The sequence below is a fragment of the Paraburkholderia fungorum genome (assembly GCF_902833645.1).
Lineage (GTDB): Bacteria > Pseudomonadota > Gammaproteobacteria > Burkholderiales > Burkholderiaceae > Paraburkholderia > Paraburkholderia fungorum.
In genome coordinates, this window is sequence record NZ_CADFGE010000017.1 from 153,848 (window position 1) to 169,193 (window position 15,346).

The 15,346-nt window shown below is 63.2% G+C and carries 11 protein-coding genes; 4 read left to right on the forward strand and 7 right to left on the reverse strand.

From position 1 onward, the window contains the following. Nucleotides 1-14: 14 nt before the first annotated feature. Nucleotides 15-2,357, reverse strand: a complete 2,343-nt coding sequence (locus HWX91_RS36775) for a Tex family protein (protein ID WP_028199543.1) — start codon at nucleotides 2,355-2,357, stop codon at nucleotides 15-17. A 393-nt stretch (nucleotides 2,358-2,750) separates the two neighbouring features. Between HWX91_RS36775 and HWX91_RS36780 the strand changes: the two genes are divergently transcribed. From HWX91_RS36780 to yoaA, 3 genes are all read left to right on the forward strand, one after another. Then, nucleotides 2,751-3,686 carry a hypothetical protein gene (locus HWX91_RS36780; protein ID WP_028199544.1) on the forward strand — a complete coding sequence of 312 codons (936 nt, stop codon included), beginning with the start codon at nucleotides 2,751-2,753 and terminating at the stop codon, nucleotides 3,684-3,686. A gap of 111 nt (nucleotides 3,687-3,797) precedes the next feature. Further along, a complete protein-coding gene (locus tag HWX91_RS36785) occupies nucleotides 3,798-4,016 on the forward strand; it encodes a DUF465 domain-containing protein (protein WP_028199545.1) in 219 nt (72 codons plus the stop codon). A gap of 63 nt (nucleotides 4,017-4,079) precedes the next feature. Further along, entirely contained in the window at nucleotides 4,080-6,335 is a 2,256-nt protein-coding gene (gene yoaA / locus HWX91_RS36790; RefSeq protein WP_028199546.1) for a DNA repair helicase YoaA, read from the forward strand. A 147-nt stretch (nucleotides 6,336-6,482) separates the two neighbouring features. On the opposite strand, the gene HWX91_RS41010 is transcribed toward yoaA, so the two are convergent. Then, the gene (locus tag HWX91_RS41010) at nucleotides 6,483-6,743 is read right to left on the reverse strand and encodes a hypothetical protein (RefSeq protein WP_081588221.1); all 261 of its coding nucleotides are present in this window, start codon (nucleotides 6,741-6,743) and stop codon (nucleotides 6,483-6,485) included. A 231-nt stretch (nucleotides 6,744-6,974) separates the two neighbouring features. Then, nucleotides 6,975-8,225 carry a cupin domain-containing protein gene (locus HWX91_RS36800; protein ID WP_028199547.1) on the reverse strand — a complete coding sequence of 417 codons (1,251 nt, stop codon included), beginning with the start codon at nucleotides 8,223-8,225 and terminating at the stop codon, nucleotides 6,975-6,977. Nucleotides 8,226-8,257: 32 nt separating this feature from the next. On the opposite strand from HWX91_RS36800, the gene HWX91_RS36805 reads away from it, so the two are divergent. Continuing rightward, entirely contained in the window at nucleotides 8,258-8,800 is a 543-nt protein-coding gene (locus tag HWX91_RS36805; RefSeq protein WP_028199548.1) for an FKBP-type peptidyl-prolyl cis-trans isomerase, read from the forward strand. Here the strand turns inward: HWX91_RS36805 and HWX91_RS36810 are convergent. The 4 genes from HWX91_RS36810 to HWX91_RS36825 all read right to left on the reverse strand — a co-directional run bounded on the left by HWX91_RS36810 (nucleotide 8,780) and on the right by HWX91_RS36825 (nucleotide 15,327). Further along, nucleotides 8,780-10,162, reverse strand: coding sequence for a hypothetical protein (locus HWX91_RS36810; RefSeq protein WP_028199549.1), 1,383 nt, complete (start codon nucleotides 10,160-10,162; stop codon nucleotides 8,780-8,782). The two genes, HWX91_RS36805 and HWX91_RS36810, sit on opposite strands and share 21 nt — an antisense overlap. Continuing rightward, nucleotides 10,149-12,833 (reverse strand): DNA mismatch repair protein MutS, encoded by a 2,685-nt coding sequence (mutS, locus tag HWX91_RS36815; protein ID WP_028199550.1) that lies wholly within the window; start codon nucleotides 12,831-12,833, stop codon nucleotides 10,149-10,151. Before mutS ends, HWX91_RS36810 begins: the two co-directional genes overlap by 14 nt. Before the next feature lie 148 nt (nucleotides 12,834-12,981). Next, nucleotides 12,982-14,280, reverse strand: a complete 1,299-nt coding sequence (gene lplT / locus HWX91_RS36820; RefSeq protein ID WP_028199551.1) for a lysophospholipid transporter LplT — start codon at nucleotides 14,278-14,280, stop codon at nucleotides 12,982-12,984. 243 nt (nucleotides 14,281-14,523) lie between these two features. After that, complete coding sequence (locus HWX91_RS36825) at nucleotides 14,524-15,327, reverse strand: inositol monophosphatase family protein (RefSeq protein WP_028199552.1); 804 nt, start codon at nucleotides 15,325-15,327, stop codon at nucleotides 14,524-14,526. Nucleotides 15,328-15,346 lie beyond the last annotated feature (19 nt).

The following is a 15,346-nucleotide window of genomic DNA, read 5'->3' on the forward strand; positions in this document are numbered from 1 at the left end:
ACTGACGGATCCGCTTACTTCTGCTTGAGCTTGGCGAACGCGGCCGCCATTGCACCGCCTGCTTCCGGTTCGCGCGAGCGCTGTTGTTGCGCACCGCGTCCACCGCCGCCGGAGCGGCCACGATCCTGCTGGGCGCCGCCCCCGCTGCGCGGCGCGGCTGCCGCGCCGAACTCGTCGTCCAGACGCATGGTCAGCGCGATACGCTGGCGCTTCACATCGACTTCCAGCACCTTCACCTTGACGATCTGGCCGGCCTTGACCACTTCGTGCGGGTCCTTGATGAACTTCGTCGACATCGCCGACACGTGCACCAGGCCGTCCTGATGCACGCCGATGTCGATGAACGCGCCGAAGGCCGCCACGTTCGTCACGACACCTTCCAGCACCATGCCCGGCGTCAGGTCGCTGACCTTCTCGACGCCTTCACGGAAGGTCGCGGTCTTGAACTCGGGGCGCGGGTCGCGGCCCGGCTTCTCGAGTTCCAGCAGAATGTCGCGCACGGTCGGCAGACCGAAACGTTCGTCGACGAATTCCGCTGGCGACAGGCCACGCAGCGCGTCGCGATTGCCGAGCACTTCGCCGACATGCTTGCTGATCTTCGCGAGGATGCGTTCCACGACCGGATAGGCTTCCGGGTGAACCGACGAGCGATCGAGCGGATTTTCGCCATTGTTGATGCGCAGGAATCCGGCGGCCTGCTCGAAGGTCTTGTCGCCGAGGCGCGGCACCTTGCGCAGATGTTCGCGCGACGGGAACGGACCGTTTGCATCGCGATAGTCGACGATGTTGCGAGCCAGCGTGGCGTTCAGACCCGACACGCGCGCCAGCAAGGCGACCGATGCCGTGTTGGCGTCCACACCGACCGCGTTCACGCAATCCTCGACCACCGCATCGAGCGAGCGGGCCAGTTCGCGTTGATTCACGTCGTGCTGATACTGGCCGACGCCGATTGCCTTCGGCTCGATCTTCACCAGTTCCGCGAGCGGGTCCTGCAGACGGCGCGCAATCGACACGGCGCCACGCAGCGACACGTCCATGTCCGGGAATTCCTTCGCCGCGAGTTCGGAGGCCGAGTACACCGACGCGCCGGCTTCCGACACAACGATCTTCTGCAGCTTGAACTCCGGATGACGCGCGATCAGTTCGCTCGCGAGCTTGTCCGTTTCGCGCGATGCCGTGCCGTTGCCGATACTGATCAACTCAGCCTGAGTCTGCGCGCAGAGGCGCGCCAGTTTCGCGATCGAGCCGTCCCAGTCGCGGCGCGGCTCGTGCGGATAGATCACGTCGGTGGCAAGCACCTTGCCGGTCCGATCGACTACCGCGACTTTCACGCCGGTGCGCATGCCCGGATCGAGGCCGATCACGGCCTTCGGCCCGGCGGGCGCGGCGAGCAACAGATCCTTCAGATTGCGCGCAAACACGCGAATTGCTTCGTGTTCGGCTTCGTCGCGCAGATTGGTCAGCAGCTCGTTTTCGATGTGCGGCTGCACCTTCACGCGCCAGCACCAGCGGCACACGTCGGCGAGCCACTTGTCGGCCGGGCGGTTCTGATTGGCGATGCCGAAGTGGCGGGCGATCAACGCTTCGCCCGGATGCGGAACCTGCGCGTCGAGCTCCTCGCCGAGCCCGAGCTTGACCATCAGCACGCCGGCATTGCGGCCGCGGAACAGGGCCAGCGCGCGATGCGACGGCACGGTCCTGATGGTTTCCGCATAGTCGTAGTAGTCGCGGAATTTTTCTTCTTCCGCGTGTTCCTTGCCTTCGACCACTTTCGACGACACCACGCCCTGGTTGAACAGGTAGTCGCGCAGCTTGCCGAGCAGTTCGGCGGTTTCGCCGAACTGCTCGGAGAGAATGTCGCGCGCGCCGTCGAGCGCGGCCTTGACGTCGGCCACGCCTTTTTCGGCGTCCACGTAGGCTGCGGCTTCGGTTTGCGGGTCGAGCAGCGGGTTGGCCAGCAAGGCGTCGGCGAGCGGCTGCAGGCCGGCTTCGCGGGCGATCTGCGCGCGCGTGCGGCGCTTCGGCTTATAAGGGAGATACAGGTCTTCCAGCACCTGCTTGCTGTCGGCGCCTTCGATCGCGGCGCGCAGCTCGTCGGTGAGTTTGCCCTGTTCGTCGATGCTGGCGACGATCGTGGCGCGCCGGTCTTCCAGTTCGCGCAGATACAGCAGGCGTTCCTCGAGGTTACGCAGTTGCGTGTCGTCGAGATTGTCGGTCACTTCCTTCCGGTAGCGGGCGATGAACGGAACAGTCGCTCCTTCGTCGAGAAGTTGCACCGCGGCCGCGACCTGGCGCGGCTGGACGGACAGTTCGGCGGCGATGCGCTGTACGATCTTGAGTGCTACGGTTTCCGTCATAAGGTCTTGGTGTTCCTGCTACTCAATCAAAGGTCGCGCGCTAATGCCACACGCTTCGCACGCGTGACACGCCGGGCCCACGTCGGACACGCCGGTGCACGCTGGGCGTGCGCGCTGCGACCAGGTTGCTGGAGCGGGGCATTTTGCCATAAATGCCAAAGGGCTCAACCGCAGGGTGATAGAATTTCGGGCATGTTCCGTTGACCATTTACGACGTTGCCTACCTCCTTGTCCCTCAACCGCCTGGGCTCCCGCTTGGTCTCTCGCTTGTCACAATTGCCGTTTTCTTCGTCGCCGCGTTTGGCGCGCTCGCCGCTTATGTTGTTGATGTCGCTCCTGTCGACTGGGTGGACGTCGCGGTTCGTGCCTGGAGCAACGCTCCCGTCCAATGGGATGTTTTTTGCTTCGTGCGCCTCGTGCCTCCTCGCCGCAACGCTAGCCGTGTCCGCGCCGGCCGCGGCACAATCGGCGACCCCGGCAGCCGCTTCGGGCGCGCGGGCAACCAGCGCGACGCAGGCAATGGGCGCCACGAACGGCGCGGGCGCGAGCAGTGCGGACAATGTGGACAACGCGGATAGTGCCGGCAACGCTGATAGCGCGGCATCGCTTGACAGCGAATTCGACGCGCGGCAGAAAGTGCTGGATCAGCGCACCGAGGAAAACAACTACCGTTACGCGGTTGCCGAACACGACTGCTACAGCAAGTTCTTCGTGAACTATTGTCTGGGCAAGGCGCGTGACAGTATGCGCTCGGTGCAGGCCGACATTCGCAAGGAGCAGCTCGCGCTCGACGGCGAGCAGCGTGTCCAGCGCGCCCGTGAGCGTGACGAGCAGGCAGCGCTCAAACGCGCTCAGGACGAAGCTGGCGCGCCGCAGCGCGCCGCCGACGAAGCGCGCAACGCACAGGCCTACGAAGACAAGCAGCGCCAGCATCAGATCGATCAGGCGCAGCGCGCGGCCGAGGCGCCGCAACGCGCCGCCAATGCTCAAGCGTATCAGCAGAAACAGCAACAGCATGCGCTGGATCAGGCGCAGCGCGGCATCAGTCCGTCGCAAGCCGCTGCCAACACCCAGGCGTACGAGCAGAAGCAGGACGATTTCCAGCGTAAGCTCGAGCAGGCGCGTCAGCAGGGCGCGCAAAAGGCGCAGGAGCGGGTGGAGAAGCAGCAAAGCTTCGAGAAGAAGCAGGCCGATGCGGCGCAGCACAAGGCCGACGTGGAAGCGCGCCAGAAGCAGGCGGCCGAGAAAGCCGAGCAGAAGCGTCAGGACCAGTTGAAACAGCAGCAGCAACTTGAAGAACAGCAGAAGCAGCAACAGCAACAACAGTAGATGGGCTGTAGCGGGTTCTGGTAGGGTAGTCGTACGCGTTTTAAGCCGGACAGCAACCTCAGGCATCGGGCGGCGCCACGCAGCCCGTGCCGCTTACGAGAGGAGGCGAGCATGCGCGATCAACATCACGTCATCACCGCGGACACACTTCGCGACCGTATCCTGCAACTGGAATCGGAGCATAGTGGGCTCGATCGCTTGATCGACCGAATGTCGGATGAGCCCGGCATCGACGACTTCGAGTTGCAGCGCCTGAAAAAGCGCAAACTCAAAGTCAAGGACACCATCATCTTGCTGCAATTGCAGCTCGAACCGGACGCACGCGCCTGAGTTCGTGGCCTGGCGGGCGCCGGGTCGCGCCGCGCGCGCCGGACTTTGCAGGAAACGCTTGCCTTGAATTCACCGCTTGAAACTTCACCACACGCCACGGCGGCCGACGACGCCCCCGTGGCCGGCGCGCCGGCGCCGCGTCCTCCCGCGTCCGCGCTCTCCGCGTCGTTGAATCCACGCCGCGCCGCCGAACTGGACGATATCTTCGCCGACAACGGCTTGCTCGCCCGTCAGATCGACGGCTATCGCTCGCGAGCGTCGCAGATCGAGATGTCGCGCGCCGTCGCGGCCGCCATGGAAGCGTCGGGCCGTGCCATGCCCGAACCGGCGATGTTCGAAGCGCAAAAGCGTCCGGCGCGGCGTCTGCAAGCGCCGGGCACCGATGCGGCGGCGCAAGCCTCCGAACCTGATGAATCGAACGCACTCGACGGCAGCGAAAACACGCTGATCGTGGAGGCAGGTACGGGCACGGGCAAGACCTATGCGTACCTCGTGCCGGCCATGTTGTGGGGCGGCAAGGTGATCGTCTCCACCGGCACCAAGCATTTGCAGGATCAGCTCTTTCAGCGCGACATTCCGACTGTGCGCGATGCACTCGCCGTGCCGGTCTCGGTGGCGATGCTCAAGGGGCGGGCGAACTATCTGTGCCATTACTACCTGCAGCGCACGGCGGATAACGGCCGTTTGCCGTCGCGCCAGGAAACCTCGTATCTGCAGGACATCATTCGTTTCGCCAAGATCACGCGCACCGGCGACAAGGCCGAACTCGCGAGCGTGCCGGAAACGGCGGCGGTGTGGTCGATGGTCACGTCCACGCGTGAAAACTGTCTCGGCCAGGAGTGCCCGCACTACAAGGAGTGCTTTGTGATGCAGGCGCGCCGCGAGGCGCAACAGGCCGACATCGTGGTGGTCAATCACCATCTGTTTTTCGCCGACATCATGTTGCGCGATACCGGCATGGCCGAATTGCTGCCAACGGCGAACACCGTTATCTTCGACGAAGCGCATCAACTGCCGGAAACCGCGACGCTGTTTTTCGGCGAAACGCTTTCGACCACGCAGTTTCTCGAGCTCGCGCGCGATTCCGTAGCGGAGGGGCTGGGCCATGCGCGCGAGTCGGTCGACTGGGTCAAACTTGGCTCGACGCTCGAACGCGCGGCGCGTGACGTGCGGCTCGCGTTCAAGGAAGACTCGATACGCTTGTCGATCGGTCAGCTACCCGACGATCACCCGTTATTTCCCGCGCTCGAAACGCTTGAGACCGAGCTCGACGCATTGACTTCCGCGTTGTCGAGCCAGGCCGAGCGCGCCGAATCGATCGGCGCCTGTTTGCGTCGCGCGCGCGAGTTGCAAGGCGTTCTGGCGGGTTGGACGACGCCGCCCACCGAGACCGAACGGGCAGCCGCTGACGCCGCTGCGGGCGATGCCAGGGCCGAGCCTGCCGATCCGAATGAAAAGGTGCGCTGGATCGAAGTTTTCGCGCATACGGTGCAGTTGCACGAAACGCCGTTGTCGGTCGCGCCGATCTTCGCCAAGCAGCGTGCCGGTGTGCCGCGCGCGTGGATCTTCACGTCGGCGACATTGTCGGTGCGGGGCGATTTCACGCACTATGCGGCGCAGATGGGCCTGAACGCAAAACGTTCGATGACGCTGCCAAGCCCCTTCGACTATCCGACGCAAGGGCTTCTGTACGTGCCGCGCAACTTGCCGCAGCCTTCCTCGCCGATGTTTACGGATGCCGTGTTCGACGCCGCCTTGCCGGCGATCGAGGCCTCCGGCGGTGGCGTATTCATGCTGTGCACGACACTGCGCGCGGTCGATCGCATTTCGAACAAGTTGCGCGACGTCATCGAAACGCGCGGCTGGAACTACCCGCTGCTCGTGCAGGGCGACGCGAGCCGCACCGAGTTGCTGGACCGCTTCCGTACCTATGGCAATGCGATCCTGGTGGGTAGTCAGAGCTTCTGGGAAGGCGTGGATGTGCGCGGCGATGCGCTCTCGCTGGTCGTGATCGACAAGCTGCCGTTTGCGCCGCCTGATGATCCGGTGCTGTCGGCGCGCCTGGATGCGCTGACGAAGAAAGGCCTGAGCCCGTTTGCGGTCCATCAACTGCCGCAGGCCGTCATTACGCTGAAGCAGGGCGCAGGCCGTCTGATTCGCGCTGAGACCGATCGCGGTGTGCTGATGATCTGCGACACGCGTCTGGTCGACAAGCCGTATGGGCGCCGTATATGGCAGAGCCTGCCGCCATTCAAGCGCACGCGTGAGATCGAAGTCGTGCGCGAATTCTTCGAAGAGAAGGCAATGCCCGCTCAATAGGTGATTAAGTGAATGCCGTTGTAAAAAGCGGCTTTTAAATGACAAAACGCCACGGATGTGAATCCGTGGCGTTTCGCTTTACTGCCCAGGAAATCAAGATGATTTCCTGGAGCAGTTTCCGCCCGAAGGCGAACCCTATGCGACAGCTTACTGGCTTGCGCCCGAAGCCGGAGCAGCAGCCGAAGCAGCAGCGCCTGCGTCCGAAGCAGCGGCCGAAGCCGAAGCAGCAGCGTCGCTCGCAGCAGCAGCCGCACCCGATGCAGCAGCAGCCGAATCCGAAGCTGCAGCAGCCGGTGCCGAAGCAGCAGCTGCGTCGCTAGCCGGGGCAGCGGCTTGATCGTTGCTCTTGTTGCATGCAGCCAGTGCCACAGCTGCCAACAGGGATGCTACGAGGAGGGATTTCTTCATGATCACGTCCTTTTATGGTTAAAGGTAAGCAACAGCGCAAAATAATACCGGTAATGTGCTCCAACACCGACCTGGGCCGCTGGTGGAGACGCTCTTTTGACGAGCTAGAATCTTCCCTACGGCTTGGGCGGAAATTATATGCACTTTCGTACTGACAATCCATAAATCCGGGGTCAATACGTTGTCTTTCTCATACAAAATTTCACAGTACGGTATAACACGCGGGCAGAGTTACGCAAGCTCGCCCACTTGTATCCAGCCCGCACAATACCACTCGTGTAGTAGTGCTGTCACCGACGAATCGTGTGAGAGTGTTACAAAGCGTTTCGCACTCATACACCGATGGTCCGCGAGGTCAAACAGCCATTTTTTCGCGCCATCGAACGGCATTTCCTCTCCATTTACGAAGAAAAAACGGCGGTTGTACAACAAATTAGTCTTGCGGTCGAGCCGGATCCCGGACTTCGATGCCTGACCAATGAAACGCGCTACGTTGAGCGGTCGTTGCGGCGGATCAAACACGACGCTCGGCTTCGGTTCGCTGAGATATGTGCCAAGGAACGACGCAATGTCCTGCTCATTCCATTTGACTCCAGCAAGGATTGCGCCAACCCGTTCGATCAATGCTGCGGGCAGTTCTGCCGGGCGGTCGACCGCCGGTTGCTGGGGGTCGCGATAGAGCGCGGCGGGGCGCGGCGCCGACTCGCCGCGCTCGGCCAGATGGTAGAGGAACTGCGCGGTCAGCTCGCCCGCCGACGGGGCGCGAAAACCGATCGAGCAGGTCATGCACTCGCCTTCGGCGACACCGTCATGAGCGATATGCGGCGGCAGGTACAACATGTCGCCCGGTTCGAGCAGCCATTCCTGTTCCGGCTCGAAATGCTGTAAAACTTTCAAAGGCAAACCCCCCTGCAGCGTCAGATCTTTCTGTGCGCTGATGCGCCACCGGCGCTTACCTTTTACTTGCAAAAGAAACACATCGTAGGAATCGAAATGGGGGCCCACGCCGCCGCCATCGCTCGCATACGAAATCATCAGGTCGTCCAGACGGGCGTCCGGCACGAAGCGGAAACGGTCGAGCAAGGCCCGCGCGCGATCGTCGTACAGGTCCACGCCTTGCACGAGCAAGGTCCAGGCGCGCTGCTTTACCGAGGGCAGTTCATCGGGCGCGAACGGACCGTGCTCCATTTGCCACTTGTTGCGAAAGTGCGTGATCAGCCGGGCTTCGACCTCGTCCCGATCAGCCAGCTCGAAAAACTCGTCGCGTGACAGCGGCGCTTCCACGTTCGGAATCGCCTGGCGGATCAGCAAGGGCTTTTTCTGCCAATATCGGCGCATGAATTGCGACGGTGTCAGATTGCCGAGCAAGGGCGTGGGCGTGTCGGGCGACGGCGGCAGGCTGGGGAGCACCGGCTTCGAAGCCGGCGAAGATTTCCGTGCCGAAGCTGCGTCGGCCGGGTGGTCAGTGGGCCGCTTGGGCATCGTATAATGTAAGTTGTATTCTGGAGAATCGAATGAAAATCGCAAAGAACACCGTCGTGTCGGTCGCTTACAAGCTGTCGGATGCGCAGGGCAATCTGATTGAAGAAAGCGACGAGCCGATGGTCTATCTGCACGGCGGCTATGATGGCACGTTCCCCAAGATCGAGGAAGAGCTCGACGGCCACGAGGCCGGCTTCGAGACCCAGATCCAGCTCGAGCCACAAGACGCGTTCGGTGAGTACGACCCTGATCTCGTGAAGATCGAGCCGCGCGATCGCTTCCCGGAACCGCTTGAAGTCGGCATGCAATTCGAAGGCACGCCGGAAGAAGGCGATGAGGATCTCGATTCGCTCGTCTACGTGGTGACCGACGTGGCAGAAGACAAAGTCGTGCTCGACGGCAACCATCCGCTTGCCGGCATGGCGCTGCGTTTCGCACTGACCGTCAAGGACGTGCGTCCGGCTACCGAAGACGAAATCACGCACGAACACGCGCATGGCGCCGACGGCCTCGAAGTCCTCGATGACGATGACGACGAAGCCGATGACGAAAAGTCAGGGCCCACGCTGCACTGAGCTTGCGGGCAGCCCGGGAGCGCCTGAGGGCGCAACCGGTGCGTGCGGCAACACGGCTGAAGCGGGCGGCCCGGACATCGCGGGTCCATACGGGCCGTATTGTCCATACTCGCCGCTGCCGTCGTCCGCCGGTTTGGATTGCGGCTGGTCGGGTTGCTGCTGGAGCGGTTGAGGTTGCCCAGGTGTCGGCAACATGGGCGGCAACTCGGAAGCCGGGCCTAACGCAGGCACTGCCGGCATTGAAGCGGCCGGCTCGTCGCGCTGCGGCAGGGACGGCGTGGTGGGCATTGGCATTTGCCTCGGCACATCGCGCACACTCACGCGGAACGGCGGTTTCTTGCCGAGATCCGCATCAATCTGAATCCACTGGTTAAGACGATCATGCGGCGCGATCGCGACACGCGTGAGATTCGTCACCAGCATCCCCTTGTCATTGCGTAGCGGCTGATCGATCACGAAGCCGCCGCTCGCGCGTTCGTCATCGCAATGAATCAGCAGCACCGGGCCGCGAAAAATCTGCGCGAGTTTGACAAGGCTGCGTTTGAATTCCAGAAAACCGTCGCGGCGCGTGTTGCGCGCAAAGCGCAGCCACGCGAAACGGTCAGGCCGTTCGTAGCGCTCGGGATCGGGGTCACCCTGAATAAAGACGACAATCGCGCGGGCGTCGCGGCGCTTGGCATATTCACCGGCGTGCTCGAGCCAGAATGCATTGGCGATCACGCGGTCTTCGAACTCGCCGTTGCGGCCGCCCGCGGTCAGGTAGTGATTATTCGGACCCGGCACGTTGAGGCCGACGAAGACGGTGTCGCCGACTTGCCAGCGCACGTTTTCCCGAAACGGACGAAAGCGCGATACCTCGCTTTCGCGCGTCAATGCAATCGGGCTTTGACCCATCGACGTGGGGTCGGTGAACAGGGTCTGGCGCAACTGATCGAGCCGCTCGACCGGGTCAAAGCCGCCGGCCTCGGCCGTGCCGCAGTCGGTCCAGTCATGCTGGCCCGGAATGAAGAAGAGGGCGGGCCGCGATGTTTCAAGCAGCGCATGGCGGCGTTCGTATAGCGCATCCCGGCAGGCTTCTTTCGTACCCCTCAGATTGCCGTCGTAGACAATGAACGAAATGTTGCGTTCGCGGCTGATCGCGTCGATCAGGCGTTGCGTGGGCGCCTCGTCCGCGGGACTTTGCATCGTGCTGGCGATGACCGCGAACACATAGCGCGACGTTTCGGCGTGGGCGAGCGGGGTGAGCGCCAGTAGCGAACCCAGACACGCGAGCGACGCAAGGCTGCGCGTGAGGACGAGGCTCAGCGCCGCGCAAAGTTTGCGCGGGCGCTGCGAGGGCCTGTGTGCGTCAATGATCTGCATCCGGCGCGGTGGCCAGCTCGTGCAGTTCGTACAGCAGGTCGAGCGCTTCGCGCGGCCGCAGATCGTTCGGATCAATGGCGCGCAGGCGCTCGGCGAGTGCCTGCATGGCCGGCGATATCGCTGCTGCCGGCTTCGCGCCGCGTTCGTCTTCGGCGTCTTCAAGGAGCATGGGCACAGGCGCCGCGAACAGATCGAGTTGCGGCGCGGGTTGCGCCGCGGACTGCTGCTCGAGATGCGCGAGATGCTTGCGGGCCGCGCGGATCACCGCGTTTGGCACGCCGGCCAGCTGCGCGACCTGTAAACCGTAGCTCTGATTCGCCGGACCTTCATTGACCGCATGCAGGAACACGATACCGTGCCCATGCTCGACCGCCGACAGATGCACATTGGCCGCGTGTGGAAACTCGGCGGGCAACTGCGTCAACTCGAAGTAGTGCGTGGCGAACAGCGTATGACAGCCGTTGTGCGAGAGCAGGTGCCGCGCGATGGCCCAGGCTAGCGCAAGGCCGTCGAATGTCGATGTGCCGCGCCCGATTTCGTCCATCAGCACGAGACTTTGCGGCGTCGCGTCGTTCAGGATCGCCGCCGCTTCGGTCATTTCCACCATGAAGGTGGAACGGCCGCCGGCCAGATCGTCCGCCGCGCCGATGCGCGTGAAAATGCGATCGATCGGGCCGAATGACGCGCGCCGTGCCGGCACATAGCTGCCCACGTACGCCAGCAAGGCGATCAGCGCGGTCTGCCGCATGAAGGTCGATTTACCGCCCATGTTCGGGCCGGTGATCAGCAGCAGTTTGCGCTCGGGGGTGAGCGTGCAGTCGTTGGCGATGAACTGCTCGACCTGGGCCTCGACAACCGGATGCCGGCCCTGCTCGATTTCGATGCCGGTGTCCGGCGAAAACGTCGGTGCGACCCAATCGAGTGCGCGGGCGCGTTCAGCGAATGCAGCCAGCAGATCGAGTTCGGCGAGTGCTGCGGCAACCCGCTGGCAGTCCGGGATAAAAGGCAGCAGCGCTTGCAGCAACGCGTCGTACAGCGAGCGTTCCCGGGCCAGCGCGCGTTCCTGTGCGGAGAGCGCCTTGTCTTCGAACGTTTTCAGTTCCGGCGTGATGTAACGCTCGGCGTTTTTCAGCGTCTGACGGCGGCGGTAGTCGTCCGGCACCTTGTCGGTCTGGCCGCGTGTGACTTCGATATAGAAGCCGTGCACCTTGTTGTACTCGACGCGCAGATTGCCGATGCCGGTGCGCGCCCGTTCGCGTGTTTCGAGGTCGATCAGGAACTGCCCGCAGTTCTCCGAAATATCTCGCAGTTCATCGAGTTCCGCATCGTAGCCGCGCGCGATCACGCCGCCGTCGCGCACCATGGCGGATGGCTCCTGCGCGACCGCGCGCCTGAGGAGTTCGACGCACGCTTGCGGCGGTTCCAGCGACGCGTCGATACGCGCCAGCGAATCTGCATTGGACGAAACGGCCGCGAGTTGCGTGCGCAGTTCGGGCAAGGCGATAAACGTATCGCGCAGGCTCGACAGATCGCGAGGCCGCGCGGATAGCAGTGCCAGACGCCCGGTAATCCGCTCGATGTCGGAAATCTGCCGCAACGCGCCGCGCAGCGTGTCGACGCTTGCCGCCAGCGGCGCGTCGAGCAATGCGCCGATGGCCTGCTGACGTGCTTGCGCCACGGCGGCTTCACGCGGCGGATGGTGCAGCCAGTGACGCAGCAGACGGCTGCCCATCGTCGTACAGCAGGTGTCGAGCAGCGAGCACAGCGTGGGCGATTCGGTGCCGCGCAGCGTTTCCGTGAGTTCAAGATTGCGGCGCGTGGCGGGGTCGAGGCCGATATATTCGGACTCGTACTCGACCTTCAGGCTGCGCACGTGGCGCAGTTGCTGGCCTTGCGTGGCCGCCGCATACAGCAGCAGCGCGCCTGCCGCTCCGCATGCGGCGGTCAGCGAATGCGCGCCGAAGCCGTCGAGGCCGGCCACTTCCAGTTGATCGCACAGGCGTTGCGTGCCCGAGGCGATATCGAAGTGCCAGACCGGCACGCGGGTGAGGGCGCCGGCGTTGACGGGCGGCGTCCAGCTCGCGGAATCGGCCGACGTATCGGCCACCAGAATTTCCGCGGGACGAATCCGTTCGAGCGCGGCTGCCACCTGATCGGGAGCAACTTCGGCGAGGCGCAATGCGCCGCTCGCCAGATTCAGCCACGCGAGCCCGACGCTCGTCGCGACGCCGCGCCGGTTATGCGCGACGCACAGCGCCATCAGATAGACATCGCTCTTGTCGGACAGAAGGGCTGCGTCCGTCAGCGTGCCCGGCGTGACTACGCGTACGACTTTGCGCTCGACAGGCCCTTTCGACGTAGCCGGATCGCCGATCTGCTCGCAAATCGCGACGGATTCGCCGAGCTTCACCAGCTTGGCCAGATACTGTTCGACCGCATGATGCGGCACGCCCGCCATCTTGATCGGGTTGCCTGCCGACGCACCACGCTGCGTAAGTGTTAAATCGAGCAGACGCGCGGCTTTTTCCGCATCTTCGAAAAAGAGTTCATAGAAGTCGCCCATCCGGTAGAACACCAGCGTGCCCGGATGATCCGCCTTGATGCGTAGATACTGCTGCATCATGGGCGTGTGTTGTGCGACGTCATTGGCCGCTGCGGTTTGAATACCCATCCTTGGTGTCTTTTTGCGTTAGCTGTTCAGGGCGTGAGTTTAACCCGCCGGCGCGGCGAGCGGACCCTGGCCGGACGGCCAATCCGCCATACTGTTCGCATGCCGGCACGTCCATACTCGCACCTGTCGTGTGACGCTTGCCATGCCGTCATTCTTCCACCAGCGCCCGCATATCCACTGTGCGCTCATTCACGGCACTGCGCCGTTTTGCGAGCCACATCATGAACGTGATGAAGCTGCCGAACACGACGATGATCCATTGCGCCGGCATCTTCGCGGTGAGCAGGATCGCGTAGGCGCCGAGCATCAGCAGCACGGCCAGATTCTGGTTGAAATTCTGCACCGCGATCGAATGACCGGCGGAGAGCAGGGTCGCGCCACGGTGCTGGAGAATAGCGTTCATCGGCACGATGAAAAATCCGGACAGCGCGCCGAGCAGAATCATCAAGGGATAGGCGAACAGGATATAGAACGGCAGGACGTATGAGCCGAGGCGAATGCCGGCGCCCGCCGGAAACAGGTCCTTGTTGTAGAACGCCATGGCGATCGCTACCGCGCCCGTGAGGATGCCGATCGGCAGCACCCGCAGCGAACGGCGCAACGGAATTAGCGCGGCGGCAGCCGCCGCGCCGACGGCGATGCCCAGGCCCGTGACGCCTTGCATCACGGCGGCTTTCGAGAGCGACAAACCGAGGTTCACATTCGCCCATTTCAGCACCAGCAATTGCAGCGTGACCGCGCCGCCCCACATCAGCGTCGTGACCCACAGCGCAATCTGCGCGAGCTTGTCGGCCCACAGCACGTTGAAGCAGTGATAGAAATCGCCGACCAGTTTCTTCGGTTCGGTCAAACGGTTCGGATAGCGCGCGCCGGTGTCGGGAATGAAGATGTTGATCCCGGCCGCGACGGCATACGTGAGCATTACCGCGAACATGGCCAGATCGGCGGAGGAGCGGATCAGCGGCAAATGCGCGTGGGCGACGAATTTATCGGCGAGTGTGCTGATCAGCGCGCCGCCGACCATCGTGCCGACAATGGTCGACAGCACGGTGGCCGATTCGAGCCAGGCGTTTGCCTTGACGAGTTTTTCCGCGGGAAGCAGTTCGGTGAGAATGCCGTATTTGGCTGGCGAGTATGCGGCCGCGCCAAAACCGACCACGCCGTACGCGATCATCGGATGAACGCCGGCGATCATCATCAGACAGCCGCTTGCCTTGAGCGCGTTGGAGACGAACATCACGTGCCGCTTTTGCAGCGCGTCGGCGAATGCGCCGACGAAGGGCGCAAGCAGCACGTAGGAGACGGTGAAGAAAATCTGCAGCAGCGGCGTGACCCAGGCGGCCGAGCGGATCACCGATAGCAAGGCGATGGCGGCGATCAGCAGGGCATTGTCCGCGAGCGACGAAATAAACTGCGCCGCGATAATTGTGTAGAAGCCTTTTTTCATGAAGCGGGTTCGAAGCTGCGCGCAAATGTGACGCGAAGCAGGGCGCTGTGAAAGACGCGCGAAACGCAGCCGGCGAATCGAGCATGCCGGCGCGGCCTTCCGCTTTGTAGCACGAACGCTCGCGGGATGCAGGCGCGCCAACGAAAAAGCGGCCGAAGCCGCTTTCTTGTGTTGCTCAAGCCGATGCAGAGTCGCCCGGATAGCAGGCTTGAGCGCCTGTCCGGAGGCTCCAGGCCAGAAACCTTAAGCCGATTGCTGACGCGTGCGGCTGTAGCGCGACAGGATCGGGATCATCTGCGCATAGACCTTCGGATTGCCCGCAACGATTTCACCGACGTGCAGGAAATCCGAGTCGCCCGTGTAATTGCCGACCAGACCGCCGGCTTCCGTGATCAGCAGGCTGCCCGCGGCGACGTCCCACGGATTCAGGCCTTGTTCAAAGAAGCCGTCCATCCGGCCGGCGGCGACGTTGGCCAGATCGAGCGCGGCGGCGCCCGGACGGCGCAGGCCGGCGCAGGCTTCCGTCATTTCGGCAAACTGGCGGCCGTACGCTTCGAGGCCGTCGGTTTCGCGGAACGGAAAACCGGTGCCGATCAGGCCGTCGGCGAGACGGTCGCGCTTGGCGACACGGATGCGGCGGTCGTTCAGGAACGCGCCGCGGCCGCGCGAGGCGGTGAACAGGTCATTGCGGGTCGGATCGTAGACCACCGACTGCGTCACGATGCCCTTATGCGCGAGCGCGATCGACACGCAGTAGTACGGGAAACCGTGGATGAAATTGGTGGTGCCGTCGAGCGGATCGATGATCCACTGATATTCGGACTCGTTCTGCGACTTGCCGGATTCTTCGGCGAGAATGGCGTGATCGGGGTAGGCGGTCTTGAGCGTATCGATGATCGCCGCTTCAGACGCTTTGTCGACCTCCGTGACGAAATCGTTGTGCTGTTTCTTGCTGACCTGGATGAGATCGAGGTCGAGCGACGCGCGGTTGATGATCTGGGCTGCGCGGCGCGCGGCCTTCACAGCGATATTGAGCATGGGATGCATGAGACTGGATCCTTGTGCC

Coding starts and splice junctions, on each gene's coding strand:
- HWX91_RS41010 (WP_081588221.1), bottom strand. CDS start 6,743: ATGAAGAAATCCCTCCTCGTAGCATCCCTGTTGGCAGCTGTGGCACTG.
- HWX91_RS36780 (WP_028199544.1), top strand. CDS start 2,751: ATGTTTTTTGCTTCGTGCGCCTCGTGCCTCCTCGCCGCAACGCTAGCC.
- HWX91_RS36825 (WP_028199552.1), bottom strand. CDS start 15,327: ATGCATCCCATGCTCAATATCGCTGTGAAGGCCGCGCGCCGCGCAGCC.
- HWX91_RS36800 (WP_028199547.1), bottom strand. CDS start 8,225: ATGCCCAAGCGGCCCACTGACCACCCGGCCGACGCAGCTTCGGCACGG.
- mutS (WP_028199550.1), bottom strand. CDS start 12,833: ATGGGTATTCAAACCGCAGCGGCCAATGACGTCGCACAACACACGCCC.
- lplT (WP_028199551.1), bottom strand. CDS start 14,280: ATGAAAAAAGGCTTCTACACAATTATCGCGGCGCAGTTTATTTCGTCG.
- HWX91_RS36810 (WP_028199549.1), bottom strand. CDS start 10,162: ATGCAGATCATTGACGCACACAGGCCCTCGCAGCGCCCGCGCAAACTT.
- HWX91_RS36785 (WP_028199545.1), top strand. CDS start 3,798: ATGCGCGATCAACATCACGTCATCACCGCGGACACACTTCGCGACCGT.
- HWX91_RS36805 (WP_028199548.1), top strand. CDS start 8,258: ATGAAAATCGCAAAGAACACCGTCGTGTCGGTCGCTTACAAGCTGTCG.
- HWX91_RS36775 (WP_028199543.1), bottom strand. CDS start 2,357: ATGACGGAAACCGTAGCACTCAAGATCGTACAGCGCATCGCCGCCGAA.